This window comes from Paenibacillus sp. B2(2019), assembly GCF_008370385.1.
Taxonomy (GTDB): domain Bacteria; phylum Bacillota; class Bacilli; order Paenibacillales; family Paenibacillaceae; genus Paenibacillus_AQ.
Window position 1 is genome coordinate 240,234 of the sequence record NZ_VTZR01000024.1, and the last position, 16,002, is coordinate 256,235.

Below are 16,002 nucleotides of genomic sequence, written 5' to 3' on the forward strand. Positions count from 1 at the left end.
CACTAGATTAAATTTTAGGAGGAATTAAGAATGAACGGCAAAAGACAAACAATATGGTTGGTTTCTATGCTCAGTTTGATGGTTGTACTCTCGGCATACTATTTATTTACTGAAGATTCAGGTGCATCGGTTCCAAAAGACACAGCAGGAACTATGCAGGTAGACTCCTTGAAAAAAGATACAGCAAACGCAGCATTACCAACGGTTGGCGACAAAGGTATCGTTGTGAACGAAGTGGTCAATCAAGGAGATGTTGTTGCTGATGGAGGCGTTGTAGATAACGCTACAGCCACTGACGATAGTGCAGCTACTGCAACTACTGATGACAGTGCAACTACAGCGGTTAAGGATGATAGCAGTAAAGCTGCAGCAGACAGCGGTAACTCTGAGAAAGCTTCGACGGACACTGCTGCAAAAGACTCCAGTAAAACTTCTGACACGGCAGCTAAGGACACAGCAGCTAAGGACACAGCAGCTAAGGACACAGCAACTAAGGATACGGCAGCTAAGGATACAGCGGCTACTACAACATCCAAAACCCCTGCTAAGAATGATAAAGAAATCCTGGATGAAGTAGCTTCACAAAGTGTATCGGCGAGCAGCATGTTCACTAACTACCTGTATGAACGTGAGCAAAAGAATCTAAAGAGCCAACAAGACTTACTGGCTTTGATTAACGATATGGAGAAGACGCCTGCTGATAACGCAGTTGCTCAAGAACAGCTCCTTAACCTTGAAGAAAAAGAATCTAAAATTACGGGCATCGAAGAACAGCTTCAACAAAAATATGGGGAAGCCATCGTGAAGGAAGAAGCTGGGGACAGCTATAAAGTAGTCGTACTGAGTGACAAGCTGGATGTAAAACAAGCGGTTAGCATCGTTGATCTCGTAATGAAGGAACTGAGTGTGTCTCAGGATAAAGTTAGTGTTCAATACGTTTCCGAGAAATAATAAGACGTGAAATTATAGGAAAAATGACGAAAGAGCTCGGGTTCTCCCGGGCTCTTTCCATTTCTAGCGTTTATGATATAATACATAAAGTTATCTTGTCCGCTTAAGAAGTGGCTTCGAGAGAAAGCTGAAGGAGTGAACTAATGTATGTTCAAGTTGAGCGAAATTAAGGAATTAATTAAATTGCTGGACCAGACCTCCTCTGTACATGAGTTGGAGATCGAAAGCGAAGGAATGAAGCTTGCAATTCGCAAACCGGATCGCCCTGAAGCTGATGGAACAGCAGTACTGGCGACTCCTTATAATGCCTATCCCTTTACGCCTGCCCCGCAGCCGCAGAGCGTGCAGCAAGTGTCCTATCCAGTAATCAGTGAGGTTCCTCCAGCGCAGCAGCCACAAGCCGTCGCAGAAGGCAAACTACATAAAATTGTATCTCCAATGGTGGGAACATTTTATAGTGCCGCTTCTCCGGAAATGCCATCGTTCGTTAATGTTGGAGACCGTGTTGGTGAGAAAACAACGGTATGCATTATCGAAGCGATGAAGCTGATGAATGAGCTGGAAGCGGAGATTAAAGGTGAAATCGTGTCCGTACTGGCCGAGAATGGTCAGCTTGTAGAATACGGTCAACCACTATTCTTGGTTAAACCGGAATAAATACCGCAGATTACTTATGGAGCGGAAGCTTCGCAAAACTTTGGGAGGAAACGCATGAACATTCAAAAAGTGTTGATTGCCAACCGCGGCGAAATCGCGGTCCGCATTATTAGGGCCTGCCGAGAACTGGGCATTTCCACCGTCGCGGTCTATTCGGAACCCGACCGGGATTCACTGCATGTCCGGTTGGCTGATGAAGCTTACTGCATCGGTCCGATGCCGTCCAAGGACAGCTATCTGAACTTTACAAATATTATGAGTGTAGCCACCTTAACAGAATGTGATGCCATCCATCCTGGTTATGGATTTTTAGCTGAGAATGCAGATTTTGCAGAAATTTGTGAATCTTGCAATATTATCTTCATTGGGCCATCTCCAGATGCAATCAACCGTATGGGTGATAAAGCTGTGGCGAAGGAAACCATGAAGCTGGCTGGAGTTCCGATCATCCCGGGCTCAGATGGCCTTGTAGGTGATGTTGAGGAAGCCGTCATGCTGGGTCGTGATATCGGATACCCGATTATCATTAAGGCTACCGCAGGTGGCGGGGGTAAGGGCATTCGGATTGCTGAGGACGAGGAATCATTGGTGAAGCAGATTACTGCTGCACAACAGGAAGCGCAGAAGGCGTTCGGCAACGCTGGTGTATATTTGGAAAAGTACCTTACAGGTATGAAGCACGTAGAAATTCAAATTATTGCAGATAAGCATGGTAATGTAGTGCATTTAGGTGAACGCGACTGTTCCGTACAGCGTCGTCGCCAAAAGCTGATTGAAGAGGCACCTTGTTCTGTACTTACACCGGATATCCGTGAAGCGATGGGGAATGCAGCAGTTCGTGCAGCACTCGCTGTGAATTATTCGGGAGCGGGAACGCTTGAATTCTTGCTTGGACCGGATGGACAGTTCTACTTCATGGAGATGAATACTCGTATTCAGGTAGAGCATCCGGTAACGGAAATGGTTACGGGTGTGGATTTGATCAAGGAAATGATTTCGGTTGCAGAAGGAAATCCTTTGTCATTTACACAGGAAGATATCGTGATTAATGGCTGGTCGATTGAATGCCGTATCAATGCGGAAGATCCAGAACGTAATTTTATGCCTTCACCAGGTAAAATCGGCTTTTATTTGCCGCCTGGAGGTCTCGGTGTTCGTGTAGACAGCGCGGCGTACCCTGGTTATACGATTTCCCCTTTCTATGATTCTATGATTGCAAAGCTGATTGTATGGGCACCCACACGTCAGGAAGCGATTGCAAAGATGAAGCGCGCCTTGGCTGAATTTGCCGTGGAGGGAATCCATACTACGATCCCTTTCCATCAGAAACTGTTGGAGCATCCTGTATTTCTGGATGGTAATTTTGACATCAAGTTTCTGGAAGAGTATGAAATTTAGGACGACTTCGCTTTGTTTGTCATAAAGTTCGTCAAATGATATAGTATGTTTAATAAGAGACGTGCTTTACGCTTGAATTTATGAGAATCTTTGTTGAAAGGTGTGAAGTCTAAAATGAGTACATTGCCGACAGAATACGAACGGACAGAAATCGGTGAGATCCAGATTGCTCCTGAAGTGATCGAGGTGATCGCAGGTTTAGCGACCGTTGAGGTTAAAGGTGTAGCTGGCATGAGCGGTGGTTTCGCCGGTGGTATTGTTGAGCTTCTCGGACGTAAGAACTTGTCTAAAGGAGTTAAAGTAGAGGTTGGACAACGCGAAGCTGCAGTGGATGTTTCTGTAATCATTGAATATGGTAACCGTCTTCCTGAAGTGGCTGCTGAAATTCAGCGTAATGTTAAGCGTTCCATCGAGACTATGACTGGTCTGACTGTTGTGGAAGTGAATGTGCATATTCATGATGTACAATTCAAGAACAACAACACTGTAGACAAGAACGAGGAAGCTGAAACGGTTCTTCGCGTGAAATAACAGTCGTCGTTCTTCCATAAACCCCCGACAGTAAAGTCGAGGGTTTACTCTAATTTAAGGAGGTTATGAGACTCGTGGCAAAAATTTTGGACAGACTTTTGCTGTTTGTCTACAGCTTAAGTATCGGAATATTATCTGTTATTGCCATCCTCCTCTTGAGCGGTGCTATTCCTAAAACTTTGGAGATTGAGAATGGACCAGCAGCTTATATTACTGCAATTGTAGTAGCAGTTGTCTTGTTCCTTCTGAGCATCCGATTTTTCTACATCTCTTTGCGTCGTGATCGCGCTTCTTTACCTTCTGTTGATCAGCGTACAGAGTATGGGGATATCCAGATTTCAGTGGAGACCATTGAGAATCTGAGTCTGAAGGCTGCCGGTAAAGTGAAGGGAATCAGAGATCTCAAATCGCGTATTCGCGTTTCTCAGGCGGGCCTTGAAATTACAATTCGCGCAGTAGTGGATGGTGAACATTCATTGCCGCTACTAACCACAGAAGTGCAACGTCAGGTGCATGATTTTGTGCAGGAGACAACCGGTATTCCGGTTGCGGATGTGTCTGTATACATTGCTAACCTCACGCAGTCTCCAAGCTTCAAAAGTCGAGTGGAATAGAGGTGAATTTCCCTTATGTCTTGGAAAGAAGTATGGGAAAGTCACGGGGGTAGAATCGCCGGAGTGACTTTCGGCATTGGTCTAGGTTTGATATATTTAATTTGCGGTTTTTGGGATATGTTGTTCTTTGCACTGGTAGTGTTCATCGGATATACGTTCGGCAAAAGAAAGGATAACGCAGAGGCTCCCCTGTTTCAGTGGCAGGAGCTGATTACGCGTCTATCCGGACGCTGGCGTCCCTTCAAGTGAACCGCGATAGTCTTTTTCCCGGAGCAGGAAGCCGTAAGTTTGTGTTGTCCAATGCCCCTGGAAGAAAGACTTTGCGGTTTTTTTAATTGTGAAAGATATCTTTAACGGACATCGGACAATAATCCTCTAAGGATTAGGGATAGAATTCGAAGGATTTGGGCTTAAAATAATTATAGGCGATGTCATTAAAGTCTGAATTATTATCACACTTGAGGTGTGAAGTTATATTTATGGTTGCCCGACGTTATAGAAGTTTGAGTAAAGATGTTAATGCGATATAAGATTTTAGGAGGAACACATGAAAAGACGTATAGCGAGAGAGATTATTGTCCAAAGCCTGTATCAGATGGAAATGAACGATGTAGAGAGCGCGGAAGCTGTGGAAATGCTGCTGGAGGAAGCTTCAGAGGAGAATGAAACAGAGCGTGTAATTACGGACGAAATTCAGCTTAAGCACTATGTGGTGGAGCATGTAAACGGTGTGTGGGAGCACAAGGTTGCAATTGACGATATGCTTGAGCATTACTTGAAAGGCTGGCAAATGAGCCGTCTGTCACGTGTGGATCGTCAAATTTTACGTCTTGCGGCGTATGAAATGGTGTTCGCGAATGATGTTCCGGCTAAGGTTGCTGTGAATGAGGCTATAGATTTGGCCAAGCATTTTGGAACGGATGATTCCGGTAAGTTTGTAAACGGTGTGCTTGGTAAGATGATCCAGGAGATAGATACAATTAAAGCTGACCATTCTTAATTTTTAAAAAATATAAGCAAGTATAAGTTATTCACCTATTCTTTATGTTTTATATTTCTCGCATAAACGCTTACCGTCCACATAAGGACGCCGAAGGCGTTTATGCTTGTACAATAGTAAAGTATATAAAAGGGGAGAGACTATCATGACAGCAGCAATCATCAGTGGTAAACAAGTATCTGAGGAAATTCGTATTGGTATTGCCCAGGAGGTTGCTGAACTGGCGAAACGTGGCGTGAAGCCCGGTCTGGCAGTAATTCTAGTAGGTGAAGATCCAGGATCACAAGTTTATGTTCGCAACAAGGAAAAATCTTGTATCAGCCTTGGTTTCCATTCGGAAGTGCATAAACTGGATGAGTCTACTACTCAAGAAGAATTGCTGGCTCTCGTAGCGCAGCTTAATGGACGCGATGATATTGATGGGATTCTAGTTCAACTTCCATTGCCTAAGCATATTGAGGAAAAAGCTGTTATTGATGCGATCTCCGTGGAGAAAGACGTTGACGGCTTCCACCCTGTAAATGTAGGTAACCTAGTGATTGGTGCTGACAGTCTGCTTCCTTGTACACCTGCAGGTGTAATTGAACTAATCAAACGTACAGGAACAGGAATGGCTGGTAAACATGCTGTGGTCATTGGCCGCAGTAATATTGTAGGTAAGCCAGTGTCTTTGTTATTGCAACGCGAGAATGCTACTGTGACGATGTGCCATTCCCGTACAGCTAATATGCAAGAAATTAGCCGTCAAGCAGATATTCTGGTTGTTGCGATCGGACGCGCGAATTTCATTGACGCTTCGTACGTGAAACCGGGTGCTGTTGTCATTGATGTGGGTATGAACCGTTTGGATAACGGTAAGCTTGCGGGTGACGTTGATTATGATAGTGCAAAAGAAGTTGCCGGATACATCACACCTGTTCCGGGTGGGGTTGGACCGATGACGATTACAATGCTGATGAGCAATACGCTGATTGCGGCTAAACGCCGTCACGGCTTGGAATAGGGGTAGGAATTCATGGCGGCAGAGCGGCAGGTCTATTCGATAAAAGAACTCAACCGTTACATCCGCATGAAGCTAGACTCGGATAATTTACTTTCGGATGTATGGATTCGCGGAGAAATTTCCAACTTTACGCATCATGGTAGCGGTCATATGTATTTCACGCTAAAGGATGAGAGCAGTCGGATCAAGGCGATTATGTTTGCTTCTCATAACCAGCGCCTACCCTTTATTCCGAAGGAAGGTGCTCGGGTAATTGCTAGAGGTAATGTGACCGTATATGAACGGGACGGGCAGTACCAGTTCTATGCCACACACATGCAGCCGGATGGAATTGGTAGTCTATATTTAGCCTATGAGCAGCTGAAGAGCAAGCTTGAGCAAGAGGGGCTGTTTGCAGAAGCACGTAAACGCCCTTTGCCTCGCTTTCCAAAGTGCATTGGCGTCATTACTTCGCCAACGGGGGCAGCTGTGCGGGATATCGTGATTACACTCCAGCGGCGGTTTCCGCAGGTGGCTATTGTAATCTATCCCGTACTGGTGCAAGGCAAAGGCGCCGCGCCTTCGATCGTGAAAGCGATTGGAGCGCTGAACCGCATGGGTGAGGCCGACGTGCTTATCGTCGGCCGCGGCGGCGGTTCGCTCGAGGAGCTGTGGGCGTTTAACGAGGAGGAAGTCGCGCGAGCGATATCGGCATCAAGGATTCCGGTCATCTCGGCCGTTGGCCACGAGACCGATTTTACGATTGCCGATTTCGCCGCCGACCTCCGCGCGGCTACGCCCACAGCGGCCGCGGAGCTGGCCGTGCCACACGCCGGCGAGCTAGCTGCGCAGCTTCGCCAGCAACAGCAGCGGCTCCGCCAAGCGCTGCAAAGACGCGCCCAGCGCGGACGCGAGCGTCACGCGGGGCTGGAACGCTCGTTGGCGCTGGCAGGCCCGCGCCGCTCGCTGATGCAGCACACGCAGCGGCTGGATCAGCTGCGTGAGCGGCTCCAGCGCTCAGCGGATGCACGGCTCAGCCGTTCCCGCGAGCGCAAAGCAGTGCTGCATCATAGTCTGCAGCGGTTCCATCCGCACGGCAGTGTTGCCGCTGCGCGTCAGCGCACCGAAAGCATGCGCCGTGAGCTGATGGGTGCTATGCAGGCCCGCCTGCAGGAGAAGCGAGCTCGCTATGTAGCGGAGATTCGTCATCTGGATGCACTGAGCCCTCTTAAAGTTATGTCGAGAGGCTACAGCTTAGTCTATGACGAAGCAGAAGAACATTTAATCAAATCGCTGACCGAAGTACAGCTTGGCGATCTTGTAGTGATAAAGATGAATGACGGACAGCTGAACTGCCAGGTATGGGGAATGAAGGAGGATGGCAAAGACGATGACGAAGGAAGCGGAACTTGATTTTGAAGGCGCCATGGACCGGCTGGAGGAAATCGTACGTGAGCTTGAACACGGCGACGTTCCCCTGGAGAAGGCCATCGATTTATTTCAGCAAGGTATGAAGTTATCTCAGCTTTGCGGCAGCAAGCTTGAGCAGGTAGAGCGTAAGATCGAAATGATTACCCTAGAGGACGGAGAACTGCGTAAGAAGCCGTTTGGTGCACGTCTGGAAGGGGACGCCGATGACTCGCTTTGAGCATGAGCTTGAGAGAAACTCTGAAGGAGAAACAGTGCGTCAGCCACTGGAGGATTACATCGCGTCCTTAAGCGATCTAGTCTCACATGAACTAGAGGTTATTCTCCCCACACAATGGATGGTTCCAGAGAATTTGCAGCAAGCCATGAAATATTCACTTATGGCTGGGGGCAAACGCCTCCGGCCACTGCTGGTGATTATCGCATGTGAAGCACTAGGAGGAAATCGAGAGGCTGCCCTGCCTGTCGCTGCTGCTATAGAGATGGTACATACCTACTCGTTAGTTCATGATGATTTGCCTGCCATGGATAATGATGATTATCGGCGCGGGAAGCTGACGAATCATAAAGTCTTCGGGGAAGCGACCGCTATTCTTGCGGGTGATGCCCTTCTGACCCATGCTTTCTACAGTGTGGTACAAGCCTCGCGTAAATTTGGCGTCCCTGCGGAAAGTGTACTATCCATCGTGGAGGATTTGGCGGAAATGGCAGGCCCTCGTGGTATGGTTGGCGGTCAGATTGCAGATATGGAAGGCGAGCAGGGTCTAACCGATCTTGCACAGCTAAAGTACATTCATCTGCATAAGACAGGAGATTTGATTATCTTTTCGCTACTAGCTGGCGGTCGTATTGCAGGTGCTAACGAGCAGCAGCTTGAGGCTTTGCATAAATTTGGAACAGCCATTGGACTCGCTTTTCAAATCCAGGATGACATTCTGGATTTGGTTGGAGACGAAGGTAAACTTGGCAAAAAAACAGGCAGTGATGTTAAGCAGCATAAAGTAACCTATCCTTATTTTATTGGCCTCGAAGCATCGCGAGAAGAAGTGAAGCAGCTTACAGAAACGGCCCGTAATGCTGTTCTGAACGGTGGCTTTCATGACAGCCAGCGCCTGCTGGAAATTGCAGATTACTTAATGGCACGTGATCACTAATTATGAACTTTCGAAACGGCTGTATTTCGACAGCCGTTTCGTTTGTGTTATAATGGGTTTTATATAATTTACAACATCTAGGAAAGCGGGGAACTATACGTGCTGCTTCCACAAATAAATGATCCTAAGCAACTAAAATCATTGTCAGTCGATGAATTAACTACCTTAGCGGAGGAAATTCGTCGATTTCTGATTGAGAAGCTTACAGCAACTGGGGGGCACCTCGGATCCAATCTAGGAGTCGTGGAGCTCACTTTGGCTTTGCATTATTGTTATAACAGCCCTCGTGACAAAATGATTTACGACGTTGGGCACCAGGCTTATGTTCACAAGATCCTGACTGGTCGTCAAGACCGCTTCGATACCCTGCGTAAATATCAGGGCTTGTGCGGCTTCGTTAAGCGCTCCGAAAGTGAGCATGATGTATGGGAAGCTGGACATAGCAGTACCTCATTATCGGCAGCAATGGGGATGGCGATGGCTCGCGATCTCAAGGGTGAAGACAATAAGGTTATTGCCGTGATTGGTGACGGTGCTCTTACTGGTGGAATGGCGTTTGAAGCACTTAACCATATTGGCCATGAGAAGCGTAAGCTGATGGTTATTTTGAACGATAATGAAATGTCAATTGCTCCTAATGTAGGGGCGATGCATAATTATCTAAGTAAAATACGTTCAGATCGCCACTATTTGCGTGCCAAAGATGAAGTAGAGGGGCTGCTTAAGAAGATTCCGGCCATCGGAGGACGATTAGCAAAGACTGCTGAACAGTTAAAAAATAGTCTCAAATATATGATGGTACCTGGAGTATTGTTTGAAGAGCTCGGCTTTACGTATCTCGGTCCTGTAGACGGACATGATCTGGAGAAGATGATTGACACCTTCCACCAAGCAGATAACGTGGCTGGACCTGTGTTGGTACATGTATTAACAACTAAAGGTAAGGGCTACAAACCGGCTGAGACCGATTTCTATAAATCACATGCCATTTCACCATACAAAATTGAGTCGGGTCAGGCGCTTAAAGCTGTGGGTCCTCCAATGTACACGGAAGTATTTGGCGAGACGCTGATCGAACTGGGTCGGGAAGATTCCCGTCTGATTGCTGTTACACCTGCGATGCCAGGAGGCTCGGGTTTATTTCCTTTTGCTAAGGAATTTCCGGATCGTATGATTGATGTCGGGATTGCCGAGCAACATGCGGCTACGCTTTGTGCAGCTTTGGCTATGGAAGGGATGAAGCCGGTATATGCGGTTTATTCTACCTTCATGCAGCGTGCCTATGATCAGATCGTTCATGATATTTGCCGACATAACGCGAATGTTATGTTCGCCATTGACCGCGCGGGGTTTGTAGGTGCGGATGGTGAGACTCATCAGGGTGTGTACGATGTTGCTTTTATGCGCCATATTCCGAATATGGTGATGATGATGCCAAAAGACGAAAATGAGCTGCGTCATATGATGAAGACGGCGCTTGAATATAATGACGGTCCGATTGCTTATCGCTATCCGCGTATTAACGGTACAGGTGTAGCAATGGATCCTGAGCTGCGTACTATTCCAATCGGATCATGGGAACGACTGCGTACAGGCGAAGGTTATGCTGTTGTAGCCTGTGGACCTATGGTTCAAGTGGCTGAAGAAGCCGCTGATTTACTGAAGCGGGAAGGGATTCAGGTAGGCGTCGTGAATGCGCGGTTCCTGAAGCCACTCGACAACTCCATGCTGCTTGATTTGGCTCACGCTGGAACCAACATGGTTGTTATTGAAGAGGCTTGCCAAGCGGGAAGCCTCGGCAGCTCGGTATTAGAATTCTACGCAGAGAATGAAATTTATGACGCTCGTGTGCATCTGATGGGTGTACCTGACATCTTTGTGGAGCACGGCTCTATTAAAGAACAGCGCCAGGAAACAGGTCTTACTGTAGAAGCGCTATGTGCACGTATCAAGTCCATGATGGCTTTGAGTGCATATAACTACAAAACAACTTCGTCTTCCTAAATGGAAGCCGGAAATTAGCAACCCTTTGAACGATCGGGAGATGACCATGGAACACCGTAAAGAACGGATAGATGTACTACTTGTTGAGCAAGGTTTTTATGAAAGCCGTGAGAAGGCTAAAGCAGCCATTATGGCAGGACTGGTGCTCGCGGATGAAGAACGCATTGAAAAGGCTGGTATGAAGGTGTCACGGGAGGCTACCCTTAAGGTTAAAGGCTCTGTGCATCCTTATGTCAGTCGTGGGGGCCTAAAGCTGGAGAAGGCTCTACGCCAATTTAATATTGATCTTACGGGACGGACCATGCTGGACATCGGTGCTTCTACTGGAGGCTTTACGGATTGTGCACTTCAGAATGGGGTAAGCCATGTCTACGCGATTGATGTTGGCTATAATCAGCTGGATTGGTCGCTGCGTAATGATGAACGCGTTAGTGTGATGGAACGAACGAATTTCCGATATATGACGCCTCCAGATTTGGTGGGTCCGATTCCAGATTTTGCGAGTATTGATGTTTCATTTATCTCCTTAAAAATAATTCTTCCACCGCTCAAAGCTTTGCTTAAGCGCCCGGCGGATATTGCTGCGCTGATCAAGCCACAGTTTGAGGCAGGACGGGAGAAGGTTGGTAAATCAGGTGTAATTCGTGATTCTGCTGTTCATAAAGAGGTATTAATTAATGTACTGACCATGGCGGCAGAGCTGGGTTACCAGCTGCAGGGATTAACCTTTTCACCGATTACAGGCGGGGAAGGCAATATTGAGTTTCTTGCTCACTGGAGACTAACGCCTGAATTGGCGGAAGCTGAAGAAGGTACATTACAGCCTTCAGATGCTGTATCATCAGTCATTCCAGTGGAGGATTTTCCATCCCTAGCGGATGAAGTGATTAAGCAGGCTACGGGTACTTTTAATGTAAATTCGACTCATGGAAACTCATCGCGCCGGTGAGTTTCTTTTTCCATATGGAAAAAAACAATTATTCGGAAAGCTTCTAAAATGGCAGCTCAGAAGAAGGAATTGGCATGGCTTCACGCGAATAAATCACCGAGGTGATTGATAGTGGCGGGTAGCTCTGACAAGGTCGTCATGGCGTTTATTGGAGTAGCATTATCGATTTTTATAATTTATCGGATATATATATGGCTGCAAAGTTCTCCGCGTTCTTTCATGAAGGATCAGATCCCGTTTAATAAAGTGATTATTCCTCACCCATCTATAGACATACTAGAGGATGAAGGGTACGAGGTCGTTGGAGGGAAGCTCAAAATCCCGTTGTCCTTCAACGTAAACGGGGCGCAGATGTATAGCCGGTTATTTATAGATTATGTGGCGACTAAAGAGGAAGGATCAATATATTTGGTTATTCTTTCTAGACCACGCAAACCTTTGGATTTCACAGGCAGTGGCTTACGAGATACCTTGCTTCCGTACTTGCTGATTTATCCGGAATGTAGCGGAGTTTTGTATGTTAATACTGCAGCGGGATCTATTCAAGTGATTAAGCTTGGCAGAGATGACGGAGAATCAAACTGAGTCCATATTTAACTAGGTGTATGCTTCCGAAGTAGTTTTGTCGAAGCAATTCGGGGAGCATCGCTTACAAAACTAAGTCCATGCTTCCGATGTAGTTTTGTCGCTGCTAATCTGGAAGTGTCGCTTACAAAACTTTTAGGAGGCAACAATGAAGGGTCAACGACATATTAAGATACGTGAGATTATTACGCAAAAGGATATCGAGACACAGGACGAGCTGGTAGAAGCCTTGCGTGAATCTGGTTTCCAGGTTACCCAAGCTACAGTATCTCGAGACATTAAAGAGCTATTGCTCATCAAGGTTCCTATGGATGATGGAAGATACAAATATTCGCTTCCAACTGACCAACGGTACAATCCAATACAGAAGCTGAAGCGCGTTTTGGTGGATAATTTTGTGCAGATCGATTCATCGGCTAATCTTGTGGTGATGAAATGCTTACCGGGGACGGCTAACTCAGTCGCTGCTTTGATTGATAATATTGACTGGCCACAAATTATGGGGACCATCTCTGGTGATGATACCATTCTAATTATTTGCCGCCAGCCTGAGGACAGTAAGACTGTAATTTCACAAATCATGGGTTACATTTCTTAAATTATAAGAAAGTATTAATTTCATTCTATTAAATTCTTATCATCTTCTCGGAGGTGCTCTATTAGTGTTAGAAACCTTGTCTATCCGCAATCTAGCCGTCGTTGAGGCGGTAGATGTGCATTTTTATCCTGGCTTCCATGTGCTCACAGGGGAGACTGGGGCAGGTAAATCCATTATTATTGATGCGCTTGGACTGATTGTCGGAGGGCGCGGCTCCGCGGATTCTATTCGTTACGGTTGTGAAAAAGCAGAGATGGAAGCGCTCTTCAGCCTCCCAAGCGGTCATCCCGTCTGGGATACTTTAGAGCGTCTTGGCATTGAGGCTCAGCGTGAGGAGCATCTTATAATACGCCGTGAGCTCACCTCTCAGGGTAAAAGTACATCACGTGTAAACGGACAGATGGTCAATCTTACTATGCTACGTGAAATTGGCGAGCAGCTGGTTAATATTCATGGACAGCATGAACACCAAAACTTATTGAAGGCAGAACGACATTTGGGACTGTTAGATACATACGGAGAACCCATTATCGGGCCGCTAAAAGCGGTATATCAGGAAAAGTATTCAGCCTTTGCAAAAGTGGAGAAAGAGCTCCGAGAGCTGCAGGAATCCAGCCAAAAGGCTTATCAAATGCTTGATTTGTACCGTTTTCAGTTAGAAGAAATTTCATCTGCAGCATTAAAACCGGGAGAAGATGAATTACTTGCCGAAGAACGGGTCAAACTATCCCACAGTGAGAAAATGATGGATTCCGTATCCGGTGCATATGAGCTTCTCTACGATAGACAAGGCTTAGAATCCATAGGTAATGTCATTTCCAGACTCGAGGATGCGGTTCGTTATGATGAAAAGGGTCTTAAATCCGTGCTTGAGCAGCTGCAATCTTCTTATTATCAACTAGAGGATGCTGCATTTCAGCTTCGTGATTACCGAGAAGAGATCGAATTCAATCCACAGCGACTCGAAGAAATCGAGAATCGTCTCGATTTAATTACCGGCCTCCGCCGTAAATACGGAGATAGTGTAGAACAGATCTTGGCTTATTATGAACAAATCCATCGGGAAACCGATCTGCTTGAGAATAAAGATGAATATCTGGAGAAACTGACGACCAAACGCGATGCATTGCTGTCTGTATTGATGGAAGCAGCTACTGAATTAAGTGAAGCACGGAAGCTGTGTGCGTCTGATTTAGCCACGCAAGTGGAGAGTGAGCTTAAAGATCTTCAGATGGAAAGAACTTCGCTACAGGTTAAATTAGACACGTTGGAGGACCCACGTGGAGTTGATTATAAGGGTCGGCGTATTCGTCTTACAAGACAAGGGATCGACAGTGCGGAATTTATGATTTCCCCTAACCCTGGCGAGCCGTTAAGACCTCTTGGCAAAATTGCCTCGGGTGGTGAGTTGTCGCGAATTATGTTGGCAATGAAGAGTATTTTTGCGCGTCATGATGCGATTCCAGTTCTGATTTTTGATGAGGTAGATACCGGTGTGAGTGGTCGGGCTGCTCAATCCATTGCAGATAAACTGTATAAGCTGTCCTCCACTTGTCAGGTGTTCTCCATTACGCACTTACCGCAGGTGGCTTGTATGGCTGATCATCAGTACTTAATCCGCAAAAAGGTTGAGGACGGAAGAACCATGACGGAAGTGGAATCACTCTCGAATGATGGACGTGTAATGGAGCTGGCCCGAATGCTGGGTGGGGTGGAAATTACCGAAAAAACATTGCACCATTCGCAGGAAATGCTTAATTTGGCCGAGGCAAGTAAGGCTGCAACAAGCTAAGCGGAACAATGATTGACAGTAATAAAAGCCTGGGGGCAAGGTTATCTTATAGGTACGCAATTGGCGACCACCTTTTTCGTCAAGCGAAAGAAGCAAAAGGGAGCGTGACAGCCATTGAAGCCTAACCTCAGGAAGTTAATGCCAGGCCTTTTATTTGCCTTCTTTCTTAGTTTATCGGGCATAACGGGAACCCACCAAAGTTTTGCCGCACCACTGAACAGTGAACCTGCCAAGGTGACTGCGCATGGAATGAAACCGGAACTGAAGGTGATCCCGGGAGGTCAAACGATCGGAGTAAAGGTGAAATCAGCAGGTGTTCTGGTTGTTGGACATCATCTGATTGAAGTATCCGAGAAATCCAAGCTTTCCCCAGGTGAGGTCAGCGGTTTGGTGCCAGGTGATTTGATGATCTCCATTGATGGAGAGAAGTTGGACGAGTTATCTAAGGTGGCCAAGCTTGTGGATCGTGCTGGAAAAGCGAATAATTCTCTGACGATTGTCTTTAAACGCGCTGGGAAAGAGCATACAGCCAAGCTGAAACCCGCGTATGATATTAATGACAAAGTCTGGAGGTTAGGCCTGTACATTCGAGATTCTGCAGCGGGTGTCGGCACGTTAACTTTTTATGCCCCGAAACAGGGGGTTTATGGAGCTTTAGGACATGTGATTACGGACATGAATACAGGAACACCAATTGTTGTTGGCAGCGGTCATATTGTTCAGTCCAGTGTAACTTCGATTTCTAAAAGCCAGGATGGCGATCCGGGTGAGAAACGAGCCCATTTCTTAAAAGAAAGCCAAGTGCTTGGTAATGTGGAGAGTAACACAGATTTTGGCATCTTCGGTAAAATGAGTCGTAATCCCGAGCATAGTCTTTATAAAGAACCTATTCCTGTGGCAATGAGCAATCAAGTCAAGGAAGGTCCAGCTGAAATTCTTACCGTAGTAGATGGGCAGCAGGTAGAACGATTTAAGGTTGAAATCATTCATGTGGCACATCAGCAGACGCCGGCGACAAAGGGTATGGTCATTCGTATCACAGATCCGCGACTGATCGATAAGACAGGTGGTATCGTTCAAGGGATGAGCGGAAGTCCAATCGTTCAAAATGGACGGCTCATAGGCGCTGTAACTCATGTGTTTGTAAATGATCCTAAGTCCGGCTACGGTTGCTTCATCGAATGGATGCTTAAGGATTCTGGTGTAACCCTACAGGAGAATAGGTATCCATTAAATCTTAAGGCGGTTTAGCCTTAAGATTTTTTTGTCGAAGGATTACGAAGATCATCGAACTTTGAAATAAAATATTTAATTATAATCCATGCCAGAAAAAAAATAAAGAAAAATAATTTTCGACAG

Annotated in this window: 17 protein-coding genes; all 17 read left to right on the forward strand. The window is 46.4% G+C overall.

All coding sequences use genetic code 11. The features are described from left to right. Nucleotides 1–30: 30 nt before the first annotated feature. Nucleotides 31–951 carry a SpoIIIAH-like family protein gene (locus PAENI_RS22340; protein ID WP_149646746.1) on the forward strand — a complete coding sequence of 307 codons (921 nt, stop codon included), beginning with the start codon at nt 31–33 and terminating at the stop codon, nt 949–951. A gap of 147 nt (nt 952–1,098) precedes the next feature. Continuing rightward, entirely contained in the window at nt 1,099–1,608 is a 510-nt protein-coding gene (gene accB / locus PAENI_RS22345) for an acetyl-CoA carboxylase biotin carboxyl carrier protein (protein ID WP_149646747.1), read from the forward strand. Nucleotides 1,609–1,662: 54 nt separating this feature from the next. Further along, entirely contained in the window at nt 1,663–3,006 is a 1,344-nt protein-coding gene (accC, locus tag PAENI_RS22350; RefSeq protein WP_042190455.1) for an acetyl-CoA carboxylase biotin carboxylase subunit, read from the forward strand. A 114-nt stretch (nt 3,007–3,120) separates the two neighbouring features. After that, nucleotides 3,121–3,537 carry an Asp23/Gls24 family envelope stress response protein gene (locus tag PAENI_RS22355; protein WP_042132343.1) on the forward strand — a complete coding sequence of 139 codons (417 nt, stop codon included), beginning with the start codon at nt 3,121–3,123 and terminating at the stop codon, nt 3,535–3,537. A gap of 74 nt (nt 3,538–3,611) precedes the next feature. Continuing rightward, a complete protein-coding gene (amaP, locus tag PAENI_RS22360) occupies nt 3,612–4,151 on the forward strand; it encodes an alkaline shock response membrane anchor protein AmaP (protein ID WP_042129814.1) in 540 nt (179 codons plus the stop codon). Nucleotides 4,152–4,166: 15 nt separating this feature from the next. Next, nucleotides 4,167–4,400, forward strand: coding sequence for a DUF2273 domain-containing protein (locus PAENI_RS22365; RefSeq protein WP_042190453.1), 234 nt, complete (start codon nt 4,167–4,169; stop codon nt 4,398–4,400). A 298-nt stretch (nt 4,401–4,698) separates the two neighbouring features. Next, nucleotides 4,699–5,151, forward strand: a complete 453-nt coding sequence (gene nusB, locus PAENI_RS22370; protein ID WP_042190451.1) for a transcription antitermination factor NusB — start codon at nt 4,699–4,701, stop codon at nt 5,149–5,151. 145 nt (nt 5,152–5,296) lie between these two features. Then, a complete protein-coding gene (gene folD / locus PAENI_RS22375; protein WP_042129810.1) occupies nt 5,297–6,154 on the forward strand; it encodes a bifunctional methylenetetrahydrofolate dehydrogenase/methenyltetrahydrofolate cyclohydrolase FolD in 858 nt (285 codons plus the stop codon). Between the two features lie 12 nt (nt 6,155–6,166). Further along, nucleotides 6,167–7,546, forward strand: a complete 1,380-nt coding sequence (gene xseA / locus PAENI_RS22380; RefSeq protein WP_042190449.1) for an exodeoxyribonuclease VII large subunit — start codon at nt 6,167–6,169, stop codon at nt 7,544–7,546. Continuing rightward, nucleotides 7,524–7,781: an exodeoxyribonuclease VII small subunit gene (gene xseB, locus PAENI_RS22385; protein WP_042129807.1), complete on the forward strand. Its 258-nt coding sequence runs from the start codon at nt 7,524–7,526 to the stop codon at nt 7,779–7,781. Before xseA ends, xseB begins: the two co-directional genes overlap by 23 nt. Then, a complete protein-coding gene (locus tag PAENI_RS22390) occupies nt 7,768–8,715 on the forward strand; it encodes a polyprenyl synthetase family protein (protein WP_076284484.1) in 948 nt (315 codons plus the stop codon). Before xseB ends, PAENI_RS22390 begins: the two co-directional genes overlap by 14 nt. A 99-nt stretch (nt 8,716–8,814) precedes the next feature. Then, a complete protein-coding gene (gene dxs / locus PAENI_RS22395) occupies nt 8,815–10,719 on the forward strand; it encodes a 1-deoxy-D-xylulose-5-phosphate synthase (RefSeq protein ID WP_076284485.1) in 1,905 nt (634 codons plus the stop codon). Nucleotides 10,720–10,765: 46 nt separating this feature from the next. Then, complete coding sequence (locus PAENI_RS22400; RefSeq protein WP_042190442.1) at nt 10,766–11,668, forward strand: TlyA family RNA methyltransferase; 903 nt, start codon at nt 10,766–10,768, stop codon at nt 11,666–11,668. 219 nt (nt 11,669–11,887) lie between these two features. After that, a complete protein-coding gene (locus PAENI_RS22405) occupies nt 11,888–12,253 on the forward strand; it encodes a hypothetical protein (RefSeq protein ID WP_262495691.1) in 366 nt (121 codons plus the stop codon). Between the two features lie 148 nt (nt 12,254–12,401). Next, nucleotides 12,402–12,851 carry a transcriptional regulator AhrC/ArgR gene (gene ahrC / locus PAENI_RS22410; RefSeq protein ID WP_042190440.1) on the forward strand — a complete coding sequence of 150 codons (450 nt, stop codon included), beginning with the start codon at nt 12,402–12,404 and terminating at the stop codon, nt 12,849–12,851. Nucleotides 12,852–12,915: 64 nt separating this feature from the next. Further along, the gene (recN, locus tag PAENI_RS22415; protein WP_149646748.1) at nt 12,916–14,643 is read left to right on the forward strand and encodes a DNA repair protein RecN; all 1,728 of its coding nucleotides are present in this window, start codon (nt 12,916–12,918) and stop codon (nt 14,641–14,643) included. A 138-nt stretch (nt 14,644–14,781) separates the two neighbouring features. Continuing rightward, a complete protein-coding gene (spoIVB, locus tag PAENI_RS22420; protein WP_081382880.1) occupies nt 14,782–15,894 on the forward strand; it encodes a SpoIVB peptidase in 1,113 nt (370 codons plus the stop codon). Nucleotides 15,895–16,002: the final 108 nt, after the last annotated feature.